Source organism: Gammaproteobacteria bacterium (assembly GCA_022450155.1).
Classification (GTDB): domain Bacteria; phylum Pseudomonadota; class Gammaproteobacteria; order Arenicellales; family UBA868; genus REDSEA-S09-B13.
On record JAKUQR010000006.1, the window covers coordinates 66,348 to 89,301 of the forward strand.

A 22,954-nucleotide genomic window follows, 5' to 3' on the forward strand; every position below is an offset into this window, starting at 1 on the left:
TATGATGAGCTGGCAAACTGCGTTTCCAACGCGCACATGAACGAACTGGGTAGGGATATCTTTCGTGAGCCCCATAAATGCAAACGTGGTGGCGTAGGCTGATTCAGACGAGGCTTTTATTTACCGGTAAAGATCGGTTTTCGCCGCTCGATAAAAGCCGTTTGGCCCTCAGCGTAATCCCGAGAAGATCGGGTAAGTTCGCGCCAGTTCATGCCCGCACGTCGGCCTGCTGCTTCATCTTCAAAGACGGCCCGCCAGAGCGTTTCCTTTTGGGCCTGAACCGCCAGGGGTGCACAGCTTTGCGCAATTTCTGTCGCGAGCTCGAATGCCCGGGACTGTGCCTGGCCCGCTGGCGTGATGATTTCCACCAGTCCAGCTGCCTGGCACCAGGCCGCATCCTTGGCATCGCCCGGTGCGAGCAGCGCAAAGGCCTTGGCGTAGCCGAGCTTACGGGCGAGTTTAAGGGGAATGTCCACGGCATTGATCCCGATCCGGGCCTCGGACACGGCGACTTTGACGGTTTCGTCAGCGACCACCAGGTCGCAGGCGAGCATGAGATTCACGCCTTCGCCAATACAGTGCCCATGGACTGCAGCAATGATCGGTTTGGCGGTGACCATGTTATCGTCGCTGATCAGGGGGCCGTAACCCTCAAAGGTGCCGGCCTCCATGTCTGCAGCGATCGCCTTGACGTCGGCACCCGCAGAAAATGCGCGGTCTCCCGCTGCCTGCAAAACACCGACGTATGCAGTACTGTCGTCACGGAAAAGTTGCAGCGCGTGGTTAACGCCATCATACATGTCCCGATCAAATGCGTTCAGTACTGCAGGGCGATTCAGGGTGATCACGGCCACGTGGCCTCGGTTTTCGTACAAAACACGTTCCTGCGTACTCATTGGTCTGCCTCCTCAACCAGGCGGGTCTTTCCGGTCGCACCTTTTAATAGTTCAAACTCACCTTCATCGATAAAGTTGAATGTAGCCCGAAATCGAAGCTGATGATGGATGGCATTGTCGAGATCACCGGCAAGCGCCTGTTTTTGTTCATCGGGCAAACCCGCTTTGACTTCGACTTTTACGAGTACCGGTGCCGGGACTACCGGACCGGGGCCGGATTTAACGATACGAATATTGCCGGTTGTGAGGTCGGAGGTTTTATTGATCACATCGCGGACGGCGTTGGGAAATACGTTAACACCCTTGACCAGCAGCATGTCGTCGACACGGCCCTTGAACAGCATACGGGGGCCGGGGCGGCCGCAGCGGCACGGTTCGGTGGCGACCTGAATGATGTCTTTATCCCGCCAGCGGATCAGCGGCCCGCACTCCCGTTCTAGACCCGTAAACACGATCTCTCCTTCAACACCGTCCTCAATGGGCAGGGACTGGAGTGTTCCAGGATCGCAGATCTCGAACATGGCGTTGTCCTCGGCATAGAAGTGTATGCCGTTGTGCTCTTCGCAGGAAATGCCGGTTGGGCTGTGGCAGCCGGTTGCGCCCATGATGTCGTGCACCATCGCGCCGCCAAACCCTTTTTCCAGAGGCTCGTAGATCTCCGGTATTGAGCCACCGGGTTCACCAAATACGACTACCTTTTCCAGTCCCAGTGTTCGCGGATCTATCCCAGTACGCTCTTCCATGTGTTTGACCAGATACTGAGCAAAGGACACTGTGCATTTAATCGATTTGGGTCGGGTATCGCGAGCGATCTGGGCGACCCGTTCAACTCCGCTGAGCGCACCGACCGGTACCAAGCACACGCCATAAGCCATCATTGAGTCAACACCCGGGATACCGGCAATCCACATTGACAGTACGCTGGCGTGCATGACCACATCACCGGGTTCTATGCCGAGGCGAACCAGGGCACGGGCCTGGTTTTCGTTGGTAATTTCACGGTCGGTCAGGGTAAAGCCGCTATAGGTTGGTGATCCGGTCGTTCCGGAGGAGGATGACACGCGGTTTACAGCCTTGGGATTACAGGTGATGTGCAGACCGAATGTGTGCCCCGCTTGTTCCCTGGCCGCTTCTTGGCTGGCGCGCTCTTCGTCTTTATCGAAAAACGGATAGTCCTGGTAGTGTTCGAGGCTTTTCAAGTTCTGAGGGTTCACGCCAGCTTTATCGAACTTAACCCGATAATAGGGCGATTGTTCATAGACCCGGCTGAGGAGGGACTTGAGCTTGATAAGCTGTAGTGCTCGCGTTTCAGCGCGCGACATCAGTTCCTTTTTTGGGTTCCACAGGCGTTGTGCCATGGTTTTAAGTTTTCCCGTGTTTCAGCCAGTGATCAACATACCCGGTATTTCGATCGTAAACCAGGGTCACTGATTAAGGTTGAATGATATTCTTCCGGTTAACCGGAGACAGTTCAGAAGGGGCGAAGCTGATGAGCGATAACAACATGACGGATCAGGTGGCCATAGTGACGGGAGCTGCCAGAGGCTTCGGGCTGGCGATTTCTGAGCGTTTGATGCAAAGCGGTGTTCGTGTATTTGGTTGGGATCAGGAGCCGTCCCCAATCGTGGGTGACAGAAGGTTTCTCGGGGTTGAACGGATCGATGTCACTGACCAAGATGCGGTTCAATCAGCCGTCGAGGCAGCACTGTCAACGGCAGGACAGATCCATATCCTGGTCAACAATGCGGGTGTCAACGGTCCCCAGGTGCCGGTTGAGGACTATCCACTGGAAAACTGGGAGAGGGTAATTGCGGTCGATCTGACTGCAGTCTTTCTATGTACGCGTGCCATCGTTCCACATATGAAACAATCCGGATACGGACGAATTGTCAGCATTGCCAGCCAGGCCGGTAAAGAAGGGATCGCCAATGTCAGTGCCTATAATGCAGCCAAGGCCGGTGTCATTGGATTTATGAAGGGCATTTCTGGCGAGTTGGCATCATTTGGTATCACTGCCAACAGTATTACCCCAACCCTTGCCGAAACAGATCTCATGAAAGAGATGAGTGACGACTATATCGCCGGGATCAAAGAAAGGACTCTGATGGGTCGTCTATGCCGGGTCGAAGAGGTGGCCGACATGGTGGCCTTCGTGGCGAGTCCGGCCTGCAGTTATTCCACCGGGGCCTGTTTCGATGTATCAGGCGGTAGAGCACAGTACTAAGAGCGGCTATTTATTGTGCCGGAAAGCCACTGGATTCTTCTGCATTGTGTCGTTTTCTGTGCTGCTCTGGTCCAGGCTGCAACCGGATTTGGTTTTGGCTTAATTGCTGTATCAGTGCTGCTGATTGTGTTGAACAGCAGTGCTGCGATTCAAGTTGCTATTATGCTGAGTCTGCTGATTGCTCTGATTCTCGTGCCATCGCTGCGATCATTCGTGGACCGGCGCCTGCTCAGATTATTTGTGATTGGGGCAGGTGTGGGTGTACCCCTGGGCGTCGTTATTTTTCTAGTTATTGATCTGATTCTACTGAAAGTTCTGACTGGATTGGTTGTAATGATATCTGTCCTGTTTATAACGGGCCGGGTCGGCGGTCGTGCGAACATGCTATCTACTCCTTCGAGTAGAGTGAGGGACCTGACAGTCGGCATAATGGCCGGAATCATGAATGCGAGTCTCGCGATACCAGGTCCACTGCCAGTCGCCCGAATGGTTCGTTTAGGAGCTACACCGGAAACGATCCGGGCGACAATCCTGGCCCTTTTTGTGTTTTCCTATCCGGTGGCAATTACATTACAGGCTTTGATGGCCGGGGTGAGCCCTGCTACATTAAAAGTCACCGCTGCGCTCATACCGGCGACATTAGTCGGAATACTGATCGGCCGAATACTGGCGTCGCGAATCACGGAGCGCATGTTCATCAGAATCACGGTTGTTTTACTCACCGCTACCTCGCTGGGTCTTTTTGTTAACGCGGGGTATGTTCTAGTGAGGACCTGATCGTGGGAAATGGTCTGGAAAGGCTCGAAAAACTGCCTCGCGCTGTTCTGGCCCATACACCCACCCCTATCGAGCATCTTCCGAACCTGAGCGTGAAAATCGGCGGTGCGGTGCTGTACGTCAAGCGTGATGATTGCACCGGTCTTGCTCTTGGCGGTAACAAGGCGCGCCAGCTCGAGTACTACATTGGTGATGCTCTTTCACAAGATGCCGATACGATCCTGATTACTGGTGCAGTGCAGTCGAACTTCGTACGCGCGGCGGCGGCTGCAGCAGCTCGATATGGACTGGCCTGCCACATTCAGCTCGAAGAACGGGTGAAGAGTGAGGACGCTTTATACCGGAATTCAGGAAACGTACTTCTCAATCAGTTGCTTGGCGCGACTATTCACAGTTATCCAGATGGTGAGGATGAGTCAGGAGCCGACTTGAGTATTCACGAGATCGCAGATGTTCTCAGGGCGCAGGGGAGCCGGCCGTATGTTATTCCTCTGGCCCCTGGTCATCCGCCACTTGGGGCGTTGGGTTATGTGGTTGCGGCACAGGAAATAGTCTCGCAACTGACTGCGATGGATCAAGCAGTCAGTGAGATCGTGGTGGCATCCGGCAGCGGACACACACACGCTGGTTTGCTGTTTGGGCTGCGGATGCTGGGATCGTCGATTCGCGTGCTGGGTATCTGTGTACGCCGAGATTCCGGTGCGCAGGCGCTTAGAATTCGAGCGCGGTGCCGCGAGATCTCAGAACTGCTGGAAGTGCAGTCCCCAGTCACAGACGCAGATATTTATCTGCAGGACGACTTTCTTGCGCCTGGTTACGGCCAGCTGAATCCCCCGACCCGCGAGGCGATCAAGCTGGGAGCGCACCACGAAGCGCTCCTGCTTGATCCTGTCTATACTGGAAAAGCGTTCGCTGGCTGTCTGCAACGAGCACAGGAGCTTGATTCCCAGGACACGCTTCTGTTTGTTCATACTGGCGGGACCCCGGGGATCTTTGCTTACGGTGCACAGCTGTTGGAGGGACAGTGATGGCGTTCAAGGATCTGGAAAGACTTACCCGCACACCCGAGGGTGTTACGACATTTATTGAACGGCCTGACGGTACCCGTCTGCATTGTATTGCAGTGGGGGAAGGACCAGTGGTGGTACTGGCCCACGGGATCTTTAACGAACTGCGTTGTTTTAACCTTGTGCTAGAGCAACTGCTCAACAGACATGTTCGAATCATCCTTTTCGACCAGCGGGGACACGGGCAGTCGAGCATCGGTGCCGATGGTCTCGGGTCGCGTCAGATGGCGGGTGATTACAAGGCGGTGCTCGAGCATTTCGACGTTACAGACGGCATACTGGTGGGACACTCGATGGGGGCTTTTCTGGCCGTGGTACTGGCTGAAAACCATCCAACGGTGGTGGAGGCAAGACTGCGGGCAATGTTGCTGGTCAGTGGGCATGCGGGGATCGCCGCTAAGGGCAGTCTCCAGAACCAACTACAGATTCCGCTGATCAGGGTTGGTCTGATGCCGTTGATCCTGTCCTCGAAGTGGTTGGGTCGTTTATTCATTCGTACGCTCTTTGGAAAAGTCGCCCAGGAAGAGCATGTTGAAGTCACCCGCGCGATACTGGGTGCAAATAGTACAAAGGACCGGGTAGCGCTGGTTGATTTTCAGGTCAGGGAGGATCATTACCCGGCTTTAGGCCAGATCAAAGTGCCGACAATCGTTGTTTGCGGTGAGCAGGATAGAACCTGTCCACGGTGGCATTCAGAAAGGCTGGGTGCTGAGATTCCAGGTGCCCGTAATACATGGCTGCCTGACGTAGGGCATGTAGTGGTCTACGAGGCGCCCGAGATTATTGACCGTGAGGTGGCATCGCTGATCAGTTGATGCCCGGTCCGGGAAACCAATCGGTGGTCATCAGGGGAGGCAGATATGAATACGGTAGAAAGTGGTCACGCGGTGCGTACAGTGCCCGTCTATGAAGTGTTGGCAGCCGATATCAAATCGCTCGGCGTTGAAGCAGTGTTTGGTTTGATGAGTGATGACACAGCGTTGTTCGTGACCGCGCTCGACATGGCCGGTATAACCTTTCATGGTGCCCGGCACGAGAATGCGGCCATCTCGATGGCCGAGGGCTACGCCTCGGCCACTGGTTCCTTGGGTATAGCAGTGATCGGGCGAGGACCGGCTACAGCCAATGGTCTGCATGCCGCTGTTTACGCTGCCCGCACCGGTTCGCGTGTGCTCATTATTTACGGAGACGCTGCCTTTGGAACGTCATCGACCAACGCACTGGGCCCTGACTACAAAGCGTTCAATGCCCTGGGCGTGTTGACCGCCGCTGGATTGCAGGTGCTTCGCGCGACAAGTGCTATCGGGGCACGCACGACGCTGGCAGATGCTGCTGCGCTGGCTATGCAGGGCAACGCGGTTGCTCTGTTGCTGCCGACCAGCATTCAACTCGCAAAATTCGAGTGGGACGATGGCGATCCAGCACCATCTGTCGTGGTGCCGGAAGCCCAGACAGATTCTGCGCGACCCGAGGCAGTTCAATCGGCAGTCGATTGTCTGAGTCGGAGTGAACGGCCCTTGATTATTGCCGGTCTGGGCGCACACCGCGCCGGTGCGAGAGAAGCTTTGGAACAACTTGCTGATCGGCTTGGTGCCCTGCTGTTGACCACGGCACGGGCCAAGGAGATGTTCCGGGGTCACCCTTATCAGATCGGGATTATCGGTTCTTTCACGCACTCGGTGGGGCGACGTTACATCGATCAGGCAGACAGCATCATAGTTTTTGGTGCCAGTCTCAATTTCTGGACAACCAGTTTTGGCTCTGCGGTCCCGGCTGTGCCCTTGATCCAGGTCGATAGCGAACGAACCCACATTGGTCGGTGGTATTCGGCTGACGTAGCACTGGTGGGCGACGCAAAGCAGGTCTGCGAACAGTTGCTGGCGCTACTGCCAGTGCGGTCGATGGAAGACCGGCCCTTTCATACCTCCGAAACGCGTCAGCGCATTGCAGAATTCGACCCGGCAGGTGATTTCCTAGCCGCACATACGGCCCGTACTATTGACCCCAGATCATTGGGTATCGCACTGGATCGAATACTGCCCGAACAACGCAACCTGGTCTACGATGCGGGTAATTTTCTCGGCATCGTGCCTTACATTTCGGTACCAGGCCCGGATCATTTCAAGTTCACCACAAATTTTGCGTCCATCGGCCTTGGGTTTGGTACGGCGTTGGGTGTTGCCCGTGCGCGGTCTGGTAGCACGACCGTGCTGATTGTGGGTGATGGCGGATTCCTGATGACCATCAGCGAACTAGAAACGGTTGTTCGCGAAGATTTGCCGTTGATTATCGTGGTGATGAACGATTGTGCCTATGGTGCCGAACTGCACTTCTTAAAGATGCACCAGCGTCCGGTAGACACGTCGGTGTTTCCGGATGTGGACTTTGCACCCATCGCCGAAGGGTTTGCTTTTGAGGCATTTACAATCCGGACCATGGACGATCTAGAACAGGCAGCGCCCTCGATACGTTCACTGGAAGGACCTATCCTGCTCGACTGCAAGATCAATGCCGATATTGCAGGGTCGTTCATGAGCGAACTGGCAGCATTTGAGGGAGGCGAAGACTGACGCCACTTGCGCTGCCATCGTTGCAAGGCGATCCCGCGCCTCGGTCAACTACTGGCCGGGCACGTTATCCTGAAACCCTGGCCGGGAAATAGGAGGAATCAGCCGACCGGGTAGAAATACCCGGCCAAGGGTCAGTACCGGGTGGACTACCGGTTATCGCCAGAATGTCTGGTGGTAGGCAACCCAGGTCTGAAAGCCCTGGGGCGACTGAAACTGACTCGAGTGTGTCTGAAATCGACTCGGTGGTTCAATGCCGATGTCCCGCAGCAGGTGACTGGGTAGTGACCGGATCAGTTGATCTCGCTGGCGGTAGGCACGGGTTCTGCGATGCTTATCAACCGGATTTGCCCATAGCGCGTTTATTACGCGACTCATTGCGCGGCCCAACTGACCGACGAACAGGCGTATTGTTTGGGCCCGGGCTCGCTGGGCGCGCCGCATGACGATGCCATAGTCGAGAATACTGAATTCTTTTGAGTCCAGTACGGTCAGCAGTGCCGACTCAGGTCCTTTGAGAACATGTTCGTCGTTTGCGGCGGTCCATTTTGCGACCGTCTGGTCGAGGAATCGGGGTGGTGATTTAGACATATTAGTTTAATTAATCCATAAAGTAGAGAGCGAAAAGGCTTGAACGATTAAATCGGTGCGAAATTTATAGGAAATAAAAGGAGTCGACAAACGATATATTCTTTGTTCATAGTTAGAATAACTAAATCGATCTGGCAAGTCACAGTAAGTGGGAGCAAAATTTCTAGATTGCCGTGAATGTGACCGGGGTCCTGCTGGCCCAATTGCCAAACGGTCCGGTTGTGGTAGTTTGCAGCGATCGTTTCCCCCTTAATCACACCGAGGAGGTTAAGACGATGACGCCACCCGACGGTTCCGTGCGGGGGCGGTAAGAGCCACAATGGGCTGCCGCCCCCGTTTGAATTTGGAGGGTGGGGAGCCATCCGCGTACCACGCGGAAATCAGCGGTAAAATCCCGATTGTTTTCGCCTTTAACCGGGTGCTGGGTCTAAGCCAAATTATCGGGTGATTTTGCGCCAGGGTGCTTTGGTGAACAGGCAAAGAAAATCGAGCGCCAGTGTTGCCCCAGCCAGTGCGGTAATCTCAGCGTGGTCGTAAGGCGGAGCCACTTCCATCAGATCAGCTCCCACGATGTTGATACCGGCCAGACCTTTCACAATTTCCCTGGCCTGGCTGGTAGTGAGCCCAGCACAGACGGGCGTACCGGTACCCGGGGCATATGCGGGATCCAGACAATCGATGTCAAAGGTCAGGTAGGTTTTGTTGTCCCCAACAATCTTGCGGATGTGTTCGATTACGGCATCCGTACCGTGGTGTTGCACCCAGGGACCATCGAGGATATTGAAACCCAGGGTGTCCTGGTTGTCGGTCCGCAGGCCGATCTGAACAGATGTCGCAGGATCGAGGAACCCCTGTTGTGTTGCATGCCAAAACATGGTGCCGTGATTCACGCCATCAGCATGTTCATCAGGCCAGGTGTCACTGTGCGCGTCGAAGTGGATTAGGGAAATCGGCTTACCGTGTTTTCCAGCGTGTGCTTTGATCAGTGGTAAGCTGATGAAATGGTCGCCTCCCAGTGACAGCACCATGACATCCTGGTCCAGCATCCAGGAGATGTATTCTTCGATTTGCTGAGGGACCTTTGCTGGCTGAGCAAAGTCGAACGGTAGATCACCGTGATCACAGATTCGCATCTCGCGGATGGGGTGAAAATCCCAGCCGTAAACGCGGGTACCGAATGCTAGGCTTACCGATGCGTTCCGGATTCCACGAGGTCCGAAACGGGCGCCCGGGCGGTTAGTCGTTGCCGTGTCGAAGGGGATACCGACTACGGTAGCGTCTATATCACTGAGATCTTTTTGATAGGGCCGGCGGAGAAAACTGGTCACACCGGCGTAGGTGGTTTCTTCCGGCAGCGAGTGAATGTCCAACGTCGTCAGTGCGCCATCGGTTGTCATCCTGGGTTTATCTGTCATGACGTGTGCTCAGTAAAAGTGTGGTCAGTGATGGACTCAGTAGTCGGGGATTCTTATGGCGAGACCGCGGGTTCAAGAGGTTGCATCGGATCTTTATGGGTCCTGGAGTCCGGCAATGCTATTTCGGTCCGTGTTGGTGAGATAAATCTGACCCTGGAGGTCCGCCACATGCTCGTGGAAGTCGACGGCATCAGAAGACATGGTGGATTCCGGAGTGATCTCTTCGTTGAAGTGGCGAAAGCGGTCTTCTCCACTGACCAGTGTCGCATAATCCTCGTCGATTCGGGTCTGACGGGCGCTGGGTGTGATATAGCGTATAGCAACGCCGACGCGCCTCTTGCTAGAACAATTCGGCGTTGACGCATGAAACATATCAACATGATGAATTGATGCTTCGCCGGCTTTGAGTTCGACCCAGACAGATATTTCTTCGTTAATCCCATCTTGTATGGTCTGGCCACGGGTCAGGATATTGTTTGCGTCCTGGGTATCCTGGTGCTCCACCTGGCCCTTGTGGTGGCTGCCCGGAATCATGCGCATGCATCCATTCTCTCGGGTAGTATCTGTCAGAGCCACCCAGACCGTCAGCACTTGGTCACTGTCGAGGCCCCAGTGGGCGCTATCCTGGTGCCAGGAAACAAAGCGGCCATCACCAGGCTCCTTGGGGTAGATATGGGTGGTCCAAACCATCAGGTCATTCCCCAGGATAGCGCGCACCAGGTCAAGAATTGCCGGGTGCCGCATGAGTCGGTTGAACCAGGGAAACACAAGATGCGACTTGTAGCGCCACTTGCCATTGATCGGACCGCCAGAATTGGTTTCGTAGACTTCGAGTTCAGCGAGGTAGTTGGCCGCGTCGGCGGCACTCATCACACGCCGCGGAAAAATCAGGCCCGTGTCGTGGTACTGCGTGACCTCATCGGCCGAAACCGCCATGGTGACCTCCTTCGATGAACGAATGATTATGCATCAGAGAATACCCGTCACCAATAATATCCTCCCGGCGGTCATTCCAATGCCAGCGACTTAGCGCGCACTCAGTCTGATGTCAGTCGGGTGTGCCACTCAGCGATGGATTCATCGGGATATTCATCGAAACAACGGTCCATTTCTGCACTAAAAGTCTGCACCCACCCCGGTTTGTAGTTCAGCATCATGTGGGTGTAATAGGGTGGTCTGGGCAGTTCAGAATCGACAGAACTGGCGATCGGATGCATAAAGTCCGGCCAGTCGCTGTGCCAGGCCCAGAGGTGACTTCCACAATGGCGACAGAACAATCGCCGGTGCTCACTCTTTCGGGATTCCGGGGCGCAGAGCTTTGCCTGGTAAGTCGCAAGGTGTTTTTCCCCGTTGATCTTTAATGTACGGGCGTCCGCCAGGAGGTTGGTCGCGTAGCCTTCGCCGCCGCTTGTCTTACGGCAAATAGAGCAGTAACACTTCTGATAGGGGTAAGGGCCGTCGGAATCGACCTGGTAACCAACGGCGCCGCAGTGACAACTGCCAGAGATCTTCACAGTGTTCGGGTCCTCATCGAGATTTTCATTAATTGATTAACTGTGGGCCAAACAGGTAGGGGTGCAGGAACACCAGTACAGCAAATACAACAGCACCCGCCACAACCGTAATGACATCCCGGAAAACAGGTTGTGGTTCAGTTATTTTCCCTGTTTTTCGTAGGGTGGCCGAGACGATGCCCAAAAGCGAATAAACGAGGAAGCTGCCGAACAGCAGCAGCGAGGCCATGTCGCCATTTGCGCACAGGTGTGCTAATGCCCAGAGTGTCACTCCCCACAGCATCGGGTGACGCACCAGCCGCTTGATATTACCCGGCATGTGGCTGGCTGCCAGCAGGATCAAGGCAGTTAGAACGAGTGGAAATGCTACAGTCTGTTCCCAATCGGGCGGTGTCCACAGGTGGACATAGCCGGCAGTCGCCTTGCCCCAGATGATCAGGATCAGTCCTGCAGCCGCCACAGCGGTGTAGATCAGTTTGTAGGTGTTTTCTCCCAATCGCTGTACTGCTCTGCGTCGCAGGGGAGGAAGGCTTGGGACCAGGTGGATCGTAAAAAAGACCACAATGCCGACTATCAGCAGTGTCATCATGTTGCTCCAGTTTGTTTTGCAGAACACAGGCCGCAGTGCAGCCCATCAAGTGGGATGTTCACCTATCTTACTCGGCAGTCCGGCTTGTCCGACACTGGGCCAGTGTCAATCACGAGTGAATATAACTTTACTCGACCCTGATTTTCTGCACAATGACGAGCGACTCCCTGGAGGGATCGATGGCGAGTGCAATTAACACAGACGGTATTGCAGGGCAGAATAAGTCTTCTTGGAATTATCAACCCTTACTTCCAATTGAAGGGGTGCCGGTTTTTGTTTGGCCCCCGCGGCCGGTTGCAGCGATTAAATACCTGCTGTCCAGGGCCTACCTGTTTTCAGTTGTCATGCCATTTGGGTTGTTTGCGCTGATTACCTGGGCTTACCTGCAGCCTGCGATTACGCGCTGTGCCACATTCGAGTTCAGCTGGATCGCCCAGATGTATCTGCGTAATCTCATGCTCTTCGTGCTGATCGTGGGTGGTCTTCATCTCTATTTTTTTACCTTCAAGCGTCAGGGCAAACAGCTCAAGTTCAGTGGTCAGGCGCTCGGTCGGGACGACCGAAAGTTTTTTGCCCGTGACCAGGTGTGGGACAACGTCTTCTGGAGTTGTGTCAGCGGTGTGACGTTGTGGACAGCCTATGAAGTGTTTTTTATGTGGAGTTATGCGAACGAGCTGTTGCCGTTCTATCTTGACTGGCGCGAGCATCCCGTCTGGTTTGTGTTGATATTATTTGCGATCCCATTTTGGGATTCGATCCACTTCTACTTCATCCATCGTTTGCTTCATTGGAAGCCACTCTACCGGGTCGCCCATGCGGTTCATCACCGCAATGTGAGCACCGGCCCCTGGTCAGGGTTTTCGATGCACCCGCTTGAACACCTCATTTACCTCAGCAACGTACTGATCCACATTCTGTTTGCTTCCCATCCGGTGCATATCTTCTTCCACCTGCAGTGGAACGCCATCGGTGCCGGTACGAGTCATAGCGGCTACGAATCTTTGACTGTCTGTGGGAAGCCAGTGATTGGATTGAGTCCATTCCACCATCAACTGCACCATCGGCTGTACAACTGCAACTATGGCAATAGCCTGGTGCCCATGGACAAATTATTTGGTTCCGATCATGACGGTACCGACGAGGCCTGGAGTGCTATCCGGAATGGTCGGCGGGTGAGGGTGGCCGAGGCCTGAAGCGGCGGCTAAATCAGCTGAGCTTTACTTGCCAGTTTGGACGATTAATTTTACGACCCTAACCGCTCTGCAATAGAGAGGATACGCTGCATCTCGCGTAATATCGGTTTTTCAATCAGCTTACCATCGACAACCACCAGTCCTGTATCCGCTTCAGAAAACGCGTTCAGAATGCGGCGCGCGTGCGCAATTTCTGCATCACTGGGTGTGAAGACATCGTTAAGAATCGGAATCTGTTTGGGATGAATTGAGCCCTTGCCGCCGAACCCCAGTTCGCGTGCAAGCCTTGCTTCTTCAGCCATGCCATCGGGGTCCTCCAGGTCGAGATAAGGTACGTCGATTGCGTCGATACCAGCACTGGCTGCAGCATGTACGACCCGCGACCGTGCATAAAGCAAAGGCTCCCAAGCATTGGAACAGCGAAGCTCGGCTGCCATGTCGACCCCACCAAAAAACAGTGCGTCAATACGAGCGCTCGCGCGCGCGATATCGTGTACTGCTTCCAGTGAGGCATTGGTTTCGATGATGACGTGCAGTCGGGTATCGTGACCGCGTTCTGACAGCAGATCGTCCAGCCAGATGATTTCATCCGGTGTCATCACTTTGGGTAGCATCAGCGCCGGTGGTGGGGTATCCGTCGCCAGCACAGCGTTGACATCGGCGAGACCGAATGCCGTACGCAGGCAGTTAATACGCACGATTCGCTCGACACCATCGTCAGCCTGGGGTGATGCAAACAAGGCCAGGCCTTTTTCTCGGGCTTCGTCTTTGTCTTTGGGTGCGATGCCATCTTCGAGTTCGACACAGACGATGTCGGTACCGGAGGCAAGAGCCTTGGGGAACATTTTCGGCTTAAGGCCCGGTGCAAAGATAAAGGTGCGTCGTGGTCGGATAGCACGCTCACTGGCTGTCATGGTGTTGTCCCGGTCTGGCGAAGAGATTGTAGTGTCTGCGAAGAATTACCCGCTGTCATCGGCGATTCAAATCCAGAATGAGTCACGCACTTCGGCGTCGCGTGGTCCGTCAGGGGTTTGAACGTGCAGGGTGGTGCCCGCGGTCCAGTGGTCCTTGTGGACCATACCGATCGCGACATTGATTTCAAAGTCCGGTGACCACGTGATCGAGGAGACGTGACCCGCGGCATTCCCGGCTGTATCTGTGAGCGGCCAGGACCAACTGATTGGTGGTACTGCTGGGGCTGCTACCGCCAGTGGCCGGATCTGCCGATCCGGGTGCTTTTTTTCAACTAATGCGGGGTGTCCCAGGCACCCGGTGGCAGTGTCCAGATTGCAGTACTTAGCAAGTCCTGATTCGAACGGCGTATCGTCGATGGACATATCGTTACCGTAGGACAGCAGACCCGCTTCGATGCGTTCGATCAGGTTAGGACAGCCGGCTCGAACATCCAGATCTTTCCCGGCCTCAAACAGCGTGTCCCACAGGTCTTCGCCATATTGACTGCCGTCCAGGTAGATTTCAAAACCCCCCTGGTGAGACCAACCCGATCGGGCAATGATCATATCCTGGCCCTGGAAATTGACCGTTTTGTGTCGGAAGAACCGGGTCTCAACGATGTCTGTGCCGAATACCCGTTCAATGAGTTCGTCCGATTTGGGACCCTGAACCGCAAGAGGTGATACGTCAGGTTCGAAAATCTCGACGTTCAAGTCACGGCCCATGGCGAGGCCCTTGCAGTAATACAGCATGTCGCTGTCGGCAAGCGATAACCAGTAGCGCTCTTCAGCGAGCCGAATGGCGATGGGGTCGTTCAGCATCTGACCTGCATCATCGACCATCGGCACGTAGTAACACTGATCGTCGGTCATTCGTGACAGGTCGCGCGGTGTGGTCATTTGCGCCAGTGCCAGTGCATCTGGACCCTTGATCTCAACCTGCCGCTCGCAGGATACATCCCAGACCTGTACTGCACGCTTCAGGTGTGCATAGTCTTCTTCCAAGGAACGGAAATACCCGGGTATCAGCATCCGGTTGTACACGGAATAAGCTTTCACCCCGGCTTCCTCAACGCGGCGGGTAAAAGGCGTCCGTCGTACCCGGATGGAAGGCGAAATGAGGGGCAGTGACATGCGCAGGTGATCCTGTATAGTGCGATTGTCCAGTTCGGGGGGCTATTGTGCGCAACTGGCCGAAAAAAACAATCACTGCAATGCAGCGAAGCGGTGGGTGACAGCTCAGTCCTGGTGAGTTCTGTCTGCCCTATCGGTACCGACTGACAAGAGAAGAAAAATAGAAAACACCAATGACTTGACAGTAGATGCCCGTGAGTGGCGACCTATTAAAGGCATCGCGCTTAGTGTAGTGGGTATCGGTTTCATCACTTTCAATGATGCGATGATGAAGCTGGTGGTTGAAGAACATCCTATCGGTGAAGCGATCTTCGTACGGGGTCTGTTTGCGCTGGTACCGATGGCATTTCTGATCTACAGAGCAGGTGGCCTACGCTCGCTTGCTGTCCACAACATGGGCATGCAACTCTGGTGTGCGCTGTTGCTGGTGGGCCCGTTGTTTCTGTTTGTTTTCTCGCTGAGCAGGCTGCCGCTTTCAATAGCCACCATCATATTCTTTACGAATCCGCTTTTTGTAACGCTGCTGGCCCCTTGGTTTCTTAACGAAACAGTGGGTTGGCGGCGCATCAGCGCGGTGCTGGTGGGGTTTGCCGGTGCGACGCTGGTCGTTAAGCCTGTCGGTGATGCATTTGTCTGGATTATGCTGGGTCCTTTACTCGTGGCGCTGTTGTCTGCTGTGCGCGAACTCATTGTCCGCACAGCACTGGCCCGCGAGACGTCAGTGTCGCTGCTGTTCTATTCCAGTGCAGCAGTTACATTGACCGCGCTGGCGACAGCACCGTTCGGCTGGGTGCCGTTATCCTGGCATACCCTGGTACTGCTGGCAGCCAGTGGAATAGTGTTTAGTTTTGGAATCTATCTGATGACAGAGGGGTTGCGATTTGGGGATGCAAGCCTGCTGTCTCAGTATAAGTACACCGGCATTGTTTGGGCCCTGGGACTCGGCTATCTGCTGTGGGAGGAAGCCCCCGACTGGTGGACGCTACTCGGCACGGTACTGATTATTGCCAGCGGCTTGTATATTGTGTTGAGACAGCGCCGGCTTCCCCGGTAGTCCTCTGTTAGCTTTCGTTCAACTGGCCTCGCGTGGGTCAATAGGCAGTTGATCGCGTACCGTAAAGTGTTCTTCGAGCAAGGCTGCAAAACTCAGTAGTTCATCTTCGCGTCTGGGTTTTGACAGGATCTGTAGACCCATGGGTAGACCTTCATCGGTAAAGCCGCAAGGCAGGCTGACCACAGGGCAACCGGTCATGGTCAGTGCAAAGGTAATTGCAAACCAATCGATGTAAGTTTTACAGGGCGTGCCGTCGATTTCCGTAATAAAGGGCTTTTCTGATTCAAACGGCGCAATTGATGCGGCCGGACAGATTAGAAACTCATGAGTTTCAAAAAATTCAGCCATGTGCCGGGCCAGTGTCCACCTTACCCGCTCAGCCTCTATCAGGCGCTTAGGGGTCATGTTAAAACCCACATCAACGTTCTTCACGATATCGCTGAGAATCTCGTCTCGATGCTGCTGAACCAGTTCGCCTTTCAGGGTGGCTAGAAGAACACCTCTTAAGGTATGGAATGCATCCAGCACGCCGGTAAAGTCTGGGATGTCATCAGAGACATCGACGCCCAGTCGAGAAATACTGGCAGCCGCGTTTTCGGTGAGGGCCCTGATATCCTGGGCAACCGGCACGATTCCAAGATCGGTACTGAAGGCCACCCGTTCTGGCAACTGATGCTGTTTGATTGCCTGGGTAAAAGAATCGCAGTGATGATTAAAAGACAGAGGATCTTCAGTGCGCAGACCACATCCAGCATCGAGCATCAGCGCGACATCACCCACTGATCTTCCCATGGGTCCTTCAACCCACAGTGTGTCAAACGTCAGGTTACCGTGACCCCGAGGTACTACGCCTGGACTGGGACGAAGTCCAACCACCGCATTGAATGCTGCCGGGGTGCGCAGGCTGCCGCCCAGGTCGTTACCGGTAGCCAGCCAGACCTGGCCGCTCGCCAATGCCGCGGCGGAGCCTCCCGATGAGCCACCGGCGCTTCGACTAAGGTTCCAAGGATTGCGCGTTAGACCGTTTACCGGATTAAAGGTGTGACCACCCGCCCATTCCGGCACATTGGACTTGGCAACCGGGTTGGCGCCATTCTTTTCCAGCACGGCGACGGTGACATCTGAGCGTTCAGGAATATAGTCCTTAAATATTGGCGAACCGTAGGTCGTACGTACACCCGCCACATCGTTGTAGTCCTTGACAGCGATTGGTAGACCACACAGGCTTTTCGGGTTTTGCCGGTGACTGGCTAGGTCCAGTGTTTCAGCACGTTCAATTGCACGGTCGAAACAATGGATGGGCAGTGCGTTGGTCTTGCCGTCAACCGCTTCGATGCGCGCAATGGCTGCCTGTACGGCTTCAACAGGGGATATCTCTCCGGATCGGAGCAGGCCGACGACATCGACCGCACTTTGTTTCCATAGCACACTCATCAGTTTGGGCTCCAGTGTTCGCCAGGCCTGATATCCAGATTGTTCTGTCAGACAGATTGTGTTGGGTTATCTCTTGCTGGCCTCTCACTCTGCATTGGGGTCCTGGTTTTGAAGGTTAATGCACTTACTGGTAAGAGTTTCTAAGCCCTCGACAAGTGCCTGGTCTAGGATTGTGATTGCAAGGTCGATTTCATCGGTCGTTACCGTCAGAGGTGGTGCAATCCGCCAGACGGCACCGCGTTCCGGTCGGCGTCGGATGTTCATCGACAGGCCAAGTTCGAAGCAGCGTTCCGTAGTTACCGAGCCGAGCTGATGAAACGGTTGTCGGGTTTCCCGGTCCGTAACCAGTTCAACGCCTAACAGTAGCCCTTCACCTCGAATGTCTCCGATAGATTCATGGCGCTGCTGAAGGTCCCGCAGTCTTTCTGTCAGATAGTTGCCCATTTTTATCGCTCTTGCGACGAGGGCTTCTTGTTGAATTGTCTGAAGAACAGCGAGGCCAACCGATGCGGGTAATGGGTCAGAGACGTGGCTGGTATAGAAGGTGAATCCCGCAGTATACGCTCGGTCTTCGATTTCAGGGCTGGTGACCGTCGCGGCTAGAGGCAGTCCGCCACCGAGGGTCTTGGATAGTGTCATGATGTCGGGAGTAACTTTGAGCTTGGTAGCCGAACAATTCGCACCTACCCGACCGAACGCCGTCTGCGCTTCGTCAAAAATTAGCAGCATACCGCGTTGATGGGCGGCGTCACGCAAGCAGTCAAAATACCCAGCAGGTGGCACGATAACACCACCCGCTGAAATAATGGGTTCAGCGATTATCGCTGCCGGCGCGCCGTCACTTGCCATGTCGAACATCTTCAGGCCAACTCTCAGGCACGACATGTCGCAGGTATCACGACAGTGTTCAATGGGACAGCGGTAAGCGTTCGGCTCTGGAATTACATGATTGCCAGGAACTTTGGGACCGTAACCCCGTCGGTCGCTTGCAAACGTCGCTGCAGCCGAACCTCCGGTCGTCCCATGCCAGGAACCGCCCAGAGCAATGACCTCGTATCCGCCGGTGGCTAGTTTTGCGAGACGCAGAGCGGCTTCGTTGGATTCGCTGCCCGTACTCAGTAATAGGGATTTTCGCAGTGGTGATGGCAGCCAGTCTGCAAGCGCTTTAGCGAGTTTCACGACCGGCTCCGGAATCATCCCCGAGAACATGTGAAGTGCAGTGTCACAACTCTCCTTAATAGCTTTAGTGATCGCCGGATGGTTGTGGCCCAGTGTTGCGCACATCTGACCCGATGTGAAATCCAGGATCTCACGACCATCAGTGTCAGTGACAATACTCCCTTTTGCTGACCGGAAGAGGTTCGGAAAAGCATCACCGCCATATCGGATCAAAAGATCCTTGGCATCATCTTTCAGGCTGGAATCCACAGGTTATCTTCTGATTAAAATCTAAAAAAGGGTATCCGGGACATTCATTCACAGGCATTCTGAATGCTAGATTCGTAAAGCACCAGTCAGTAATTCGGTTCAGCTTCAATAAGCCTGGATCTGTCAGCGCAACTCCGATGGGATAGTGGCTTCTTTTTCGGTGATAAAAGTGGAGAGCGCTTCATCAATTGTCGGATCGAACTCTGGCTCTTCGTACCGAGCCAACCACTGCTTTGCCTTGTCCAGCCCGACCTGTTCACTGTCTTTCCGGCCTTCATCATCCCACTGCTCGTAGGTGACGTTGTTCTGGGAGGGAAAAATAAATAGATTGGCCTTGCGGGTGTGTGCCGAACCCAGAAAATGACCGCCGGGTCCGACGTCCTTCACGGTTTCGAAAATCTCGTCCAGGTCATCAAATCGACAGCCCTGGCAGAAATGGTAGAACGCATCGAGCTGTTCAAAATCAATAACTGTTTTTGCATAGCCCACCCCGAGTGTCCCTTCCATCATGCCGCCGGCCATGGTGATCCACTGTGCGCCGGCTAGAAAAGAAGGAAATAGACCCCACATCGAGTCGTAAGCGGCCTGCATGTCAGCCGACTTGGAGGTTGCACAATTGGCGATCGCCCGGTGGGGTATGCCGTAACGCCGCGCCATCTGACCGGCGAGGAACTGGACGATGGCCGAATCCGGGCTACCGTGTACCGGCGCACCGGTGTTCAGCGCGACGGTCATTGCCGGTACACCAAAGAGCATGGGTGAGCCGGGTCGCACCAACTGAGCAAAAGCGATCGCCATCAGGGCTTCGGCCGTAACCACTGCCATCGTTCCGACATTGCTGGCGGGTGTTGACGCTGCAGCCATGGAAAACGGTGAACACATGACCGCATGGTTGTTGGCGGCATAGACCTTGAGAGCGTCGAGCATGGTGGCATCCCACACCAGCGGCGAATTGGCGTTGATCAGCGATGTGGTGCAGCAGTTATTGGTGGCAAAGTCGTCGCCAAACACGATTTTGCACAGATCAATCGTATCCTCCGCGCGTTCGCGGGTAGTAACATTGCCGACGATCGGTTTATCCGAGTACTTGAACCCGCTGTAGGCCATATGCAGGTGCCGATGTGGCACGGGGATATCCATCGGCTCGACGACCGGTCCGCCGGCGATATGGACACTGGAGGCCATATGATTGAGTTTCTGCAGATTGTGCAGGTCTTCTAGCGTGGCCGGCCGGCGCTTGCCCTCCAGATCATAGATATAAGGGGGGCCATAAGAAGGCGACACCACCATCGAACGGCCGCCGACAGTCACCGTGCGCTGCGGATTGCGTGCGTGGTGCACGTACTCCGACGGTGCCTGATCGACCAGTGCTATGAGCGTGTCGCGGCTGACCCGAACCCGTTCGCCTTGTATCTCAGCATCGGTTTTCTTCCAGATCTCCAGTGATTCTGCATCGCGAAAATCAACGCCGATGTTTTCCACAATGCGCATGGCGAGATCATGAATCTGTTCAACGCCCTCGGCGTTGACCACTTCGTAAACCGGAATGTTCGGCACCAGGGCCGGTTGATGAATGATGGGTGCGTTCACCCGCGCTGCACGGCGTGCGGAGCGTCCGCCCTTTCGTGTGTGTTTTTCCGGCTGAAGCGTCACTCGACTGGCCTGATTTACGACCGGGGTCGCAGGTTGTCAGGATCGTAGGGCGAGTCCGTGATCACTGTTGCCGGACAGCGACGTTCCAGTACCTGGACTTCCAGCTTTGTCCCCGGTTGGGTGTGTTCAATGGCAACGAATGCCATGGACAGGCAGTTGCCCACGTGATGCGACGTCGCGCCTGAAGTCACCCGGCCGACCAGTTGACCATCCTGGTAAACCGCTTCATTCATGTAAGCGTCGGCATCTACCGTCTCGACCTGCAGTGTCACCAGGCGTTGGCCAAGGTCCTGTTTCTGCTGATCGAGCAGGGCATCCTTGCCGACAAAGATATCCTTGTCGAACTTGATGAAGCGATCAAGACCCGACTCCAGTGCGGTGTGCTCAACGTCCATGTCGCGGTACATGGCGCGGTAGGATTTCTCCAGTCGCAGAGACTCTATCGCGCGGTAACCGCAGTGTTTTAGGCCAAGCTCACTTCCAGCTTTGGTGATCTCGTCAAACAGGTGTAGGTTGTAGTTGATCGGGTGATAGAGTTCCCATCCCAGTTCGCCTTCGTAGTTGACCCGCATCAGTCGCACGTCTGAAGCGAGTCCCGCTGTGACGGTCTGGCTGGTCATCCAGGGGAAAGCGGTATTCGATAGGTCTGCATCGACCAGTTTCTCTAAAAGTGCTCGGGCGTTCGGACCCACCACAGTAAAGCCGCCCCGTTCAAGCGTTACATTGTACAGGTTGACACTGCCATCTTCGGGAAGCGACTTTTCCAGTACATCAAAGTCATGGCGTTCGCCACGTGGCGTACCAATCAGATAGAACAAATCATCATCCAGTCGGGTGACCGTGAATTCTGCGCGGACCGTGCCTTTGTAGGTGAGAAAGTGTGCCAGTACTGTGCCGCCGATCCTGCGCGGCATGCGATTGGCAAGAATGCGATTGAGCCAGGTCTCAACGCCGGGTCCTTTGGCTTCGTACTTGCCCATCGGTGTCATTTCAAACAGACCCACTGCTTCACGTACCGCACGGCATTCGGCACCCACGTGCGGCATGGAGTTGAATACCCGGTAACTCCATTCATCGCGGGGTTCTACGCCTTCCGGGGCAAACCACAACGGCACTTCCCAGCCGTAGATCGATCCCCAGGCCGCACCGGCCTCAGTCAGCCGATCGTAGCAGGGCATGGTTTTAGCCGGCCGGGCGGCGGGCCATTCATAGCCCGGGTAATGAATGCCGAAATTGTGACCGAAGGCCTCCTTGTTCTTGACCCCGGTATAGACCTTGTTGGCGTAGTCACCAAACCGTCTCGGATCGACTTCGGACAGGTCGACATGGGGTTCGCCATCGATGATCCAGTTAACGAGTTCATGGCCCAGACCACCGCCCATCAGGATGCCGCCCGTAAAACCTTCAGCGAGCCACAGGTTTTGTTTGCCCCAGGCGGGTCCGCACAGCGGCAGGTTGTCCGGTGTGCCACAGATCGGTCCGCGCACGTTGGACTGAATACCGGCTTCTCCAAGCGCCGGCACCAGCTCGAGTGCGGCGGCCCAATTGTCTTCAACCGCAGCCATGTCTTCCGGCAGCAGGTCTGCGCCGAACCACTCGGGCACACTGTCCCGGGCAAAATGCTCCAGGCGGTCGGGTTGTTCATAAGGGCCAAACATCAGCCCGTCCCGTTCTTCCCGCACATAGCCGTTGATCGCTTCATTACGCAGGACCGGCAGCTCGGGCAGTCCTTGGTCTTGTCGTTCACGGATCTGGGGTACGGTTTGGGTAACCCAGTACTGGTGCAGTAAGGGAAAGCAGGGCAGTTCAAGGCCCAGCATTCGTGCGGTGTGCTGGGCGTAATTGCCAGTGGCGGTCACCACGTGCTCGCAGACGATGTCCCCCTGCGCTGAGACGACCTTCCACTCGCCTGAGCGCAGCCGTTCAATCGCCGTCACGTCCGTCTCCCGGTAGATGTTCGCCCCCAGTTGCCGGGCTCCCTTGGCCAGGGCCTGGGTCACATCAGCCGGTGCGATGTGGCCGTCATCGGGGTTATAGACCGCACCCAGCAGTTTGTCGGTTCGGGTCATCAACGGCCACAGATCAATGGCTTGTTCTGGTGTCAGAATCTCTGCCCGCACACCCTGGGTTTCTGCAATGGCAGCGTAGTTCAGGTACTCGTCCATACGGTCTGGTGTTTCGGCAATACGCAGCTGGCCGCACTTGTGCCAGCCGATGCCCTGGCCTGTCTCTGCTTCCAGGTCTTCGTAGATCTCGATGGTCTTCTTGATGAGCCGGCCGAATTTGTAGGAAAACGAATAGATCGGGATCAGGCCGGCGGCGTGCCATGTAGAGCCCGCAGTCAGTTCGGTGCGCTCGAGCAGGCAGGCGTCTGTCCAGCCGCGGTGCGCAAGACTGTACAGCACATTGACACCAACACAGCCGCCGCCGACGACAACAACCCGGGCATGTGATTGCATGACTAA

The 22,954-nt window shown here is 55.2% G+C and carries 20 protein-coding genes; 7 read left to right on the plus strand and 13 right to left on the minus strand.

Annotated features, from left to right (window positions below; genetic code table 11):
• Positions 1-116: 116 nt before the first annotated feature.
• Together MK323_04820 and MK323_04825 are read right to left on the minus strand one after the other, a co-directional pair.
• Positions 117-896 carry an enoyl-CoA hydratase-related protein gene (locus MK323_04820; GenBank protein ID MCH2481481.1) on the minus strand — a complete coding sequence of 260 codons (780 nt, stop codon included), beginning with the start codon at positions 894-896 and terminating at the stop codon, positions 117-119.
• Positions 893-2,254, minus strand: a complete 1,362-nt coding sequence (locus MK323_04825) for a hypothetical protein (protein ID MCH2481482.1) — start codon at positions 2,252-2,254, stop codon at positions 893-895. The genes MK323_04820 and MK323_04825 overlap by 4 nt, the downstream gene beginning before the upstream one ends.
• A 131-nt stretch (positions 2,255-2,385) precedes the next feature.
• Between MK323_04825 and MK323_04830 the strand changes: the two genes are divergently transcribed.
• The 5 genes from MK323_04830 to MK323_04850 are packed head-to-tail and all read left to right on the plus strand — an operon-like array spanning position 2,386 to position 7,534.
• A complete protein-coding gene (locus MK323_04830; GenBank protein ID MCH2481483.1) occupies positions 2,386-3,120 on the plus strand; it encodes an SDR family oxidoreductase in 735 nt (244 codons plus the stop codon).
• Positions 3,121-3,135: 15 nt separating this feature from the next.
• On the plus strand, positions 3,136-3,897 hold the full coding sequence (locus tag MK323_04835; protein MCH2481484.1) for a sulfite exporter TauE/SafE family protein: 762 nt from the start codon (positions 3,136-3,138) through the stop codon (positions 3,895-3,897).
• Positions 3,898-3,899: 2 nt separating this feature from the next.
• Positions 3,900-4,925 carry a D-cysteine desulfhydrase family protein gene (locus tag MK323_04840; GenBank protein ID MCH2481485.1) on the plus strand — a complete coding sequence of 342 codons (1,026 nt, stop codon included), beginning with the start codon at positions 3,900-3,902 and terminating at the stop codon, positions 4,923-4,925.
• The gene (locus tag MK323_04845) at positions 4,925-5,779 is read left to right on the plus strand and encodes an alpha/beta hydrolase (GenBank protein ID MCH2481486.1); all 855 of its coding nucleotides are present in this window, start codon (positions 4,925-4,927) and stop codon (positions 5,777-5,779) included. The genes MK323_04840 and MK323_04845 overlap by 1 nt, the downstream gene beginning before the upstream one ends.
• Positions 5,780-5,824: 45 nt before the next feature.
• On the plus strand, positions 5,825-7,534 hold the full coding sequence (locus MK323_04850) for a thiamine pyrophosphate-binding protein (GenBank protein MCH2481487.1): 1,710 nt from the start codon (positions 5,825-5,827) through the stop codon (positions 7,532-7,534).
• A gap of 153 nt (positions 7,535-7,687) precedes the next feature.
• Here MK323_04850 and MK323_04855 read toward each other — a convergent pair whose 3' ends face one another.
• The 5 genes from MK323_04855 to MK323_04875 all read right to left on the minus strand — a co-directional run bounded on the left by MK323_04855 (position 7,688) and on the right by MK323_04875 (position 11,637).
• Positions 7,688-8,122: a hypothetical protein gene (locus MK323_04855; protein MCH2481488.1), complete on the minus strand. Its 435-nt coding sequence runs from the start codon at positions 8,120-8,122 to the stop codon at positions 7,688-7,690.
• Positions 8,123-8,559: 437 nt separating this feature from the next.
• Entirely contained in the window at positions 8,560-9,519 is a 960-nt protein-coding gene (gene speB / locus MK323_04860) for an agmatinase (GenBank protein MCH2481489.1), read from the minus strand.
• A gap of 111 nt (positions 9,520-9,630) precedes the next feature.
• Positions 9,631-10,473, minus strand: a complete 843-nt coding sequence (locus MK323_04865) for a phytanoyl-CoA dioxygenase family protein (GenBank protein ID MCH2481490.1) — start codon at positions 10,471-10,473, stop codon at positions 9,631-9,633.
• 101 nt (positions 10,474-10,574) lie between these two features.
• Positions 10,575-11,051, minus strand: coding sequence for a GFA family protein (locus MK323_04870; GenBank protein MCH2481491.1), 477 nt, complete (start codon positions 11,049-11,051; stop codon positions 10,575-10,577).
• Positions 11,052-11,079: 28 nt separating this feature from the next.
• On the minus strand, positions 11,080-11,637 hold the full coding sequence (locus MK323_04875; GenBank protein ID MCH2481492.1) for an NnrU family protein: 558 nt from the start codon (positions 11,635-11,637) through the stop codon (positions 11,080-11,082).
• A gap of 155 nt (positions 11,638-11,792) precedes the next feature.
• Between MK323_04875 and MK323_04880 the strand changes: the two genes are divergently transcribed.
• Positions 11,793-12,833, plus strand: coding sequence for a sterol desaturase family protein (locus tag MK323_04880; protein MCH2481493.1), 1,041 nt, complete (start codon positions 11,793-11,795; stop codon positions 12,831-12,833).
• A 50-nt stretch (positions 12,834-12,883) separates the two neighbouring features.
• Here the strand turns inward: MK323_04880 and MK323_04885 are convergent, their stop codons facing one another.
• Both MK323_04885 and MK323_04890 read right to left on the minus strand, forming a co-directional pair.
• Positions 12,884-13,747, minus strand: coding sequence for a CoA ester lyase (locus tag MK323_04885; protein MCH2481494.1), 864 nt, complete (start codon positions 13,745-13,747; stop codon positions 12,884-12,886).
• Between the two features lie 66 nt (positions 13,748-13,813).
• Positions 13,814-14,920: a dimethylsulfoniopropionate demethylase gene (locus MK323_04890; protein ID MCH2481495.1), complete on the minus strand. Its 1,107-nt coding sequence runs from the start codon at positions 14,918-14,920 to the stop codon at positions 13,814-13,816.
• 178 nt (positions 14,921-15,098) lie between these two features.
• On the opposite strand from MK323_04890, the gene MK323_04895 reads away from it, so the two are divergent.
• On the plus strand, positions 15,099-15,974 hold the full coding sequence (locus MK323_04895; GenBank protein ID MCH2481496.1) for a DMT family transporter: 876 nt from the start codon (positions 15,099-15,101) through the stop codon (positions 15,972-15,974).
• A gap of 18 nt (positions 15,975-15,992) precedes the next feature.
• Here the strand turns inward: MK323_04895 and MK323_04900 are convergent, their stop codons facing one another.
• The 4 genes from MK323_04900 to MK323_04915 form a co-directional block, all read right to left on the minus strand.
• Positions 15,993-17,408 carry an amidase family protein gene (locus tag MK323_04900; protein ID MCH2481497.1) on the minus strand — a complete coding sequence of 472 codons (1,416 nt, stop codon included), beginning with the start codon at positions 17,406-17,408 and terminating at the stop codon, positions 15,993-15,995.
• Between the two features lie 84 nt (positions 17,409-17,492).
• Positions 17,493-18,836, minus strand: a complete 1,344-nt coding sequence (locus tag MK323_04905; GenBank protein MCH2481498.1) for an aspartate aminotransferase family protein — start codon at positions 18,834-18,836, stop codon at positions 17,493-17,495.
• Positions 18,837-18,959: 123 nt separating this feature from the next.
• Positions 18,960-20,489: a trimethylamine methyltransferase family protein gene (locus MK323_04910; GenBank protein ID MCH2481499.1), complete on the minus strand. Its 1,530-nt coding sequence runs from the start codon at positions 20,487-20,489 to the stop codon at positions 18,960-18,962.
• A gap of 14 nt (positions 20,490-20,503) precedes the next feature.
• A complete protein-coding gene (locus MK323_04915) occupies positions 20,504-22,948 on the minus strand; it encodes an FAD-dependent oxidoreductase (GenBank protein MCH2481500.1) in 2,445 nt (814 codons plus the stop codon).
• Positions 22,949-22,954 lie beyond the last annotated feature (6 nt).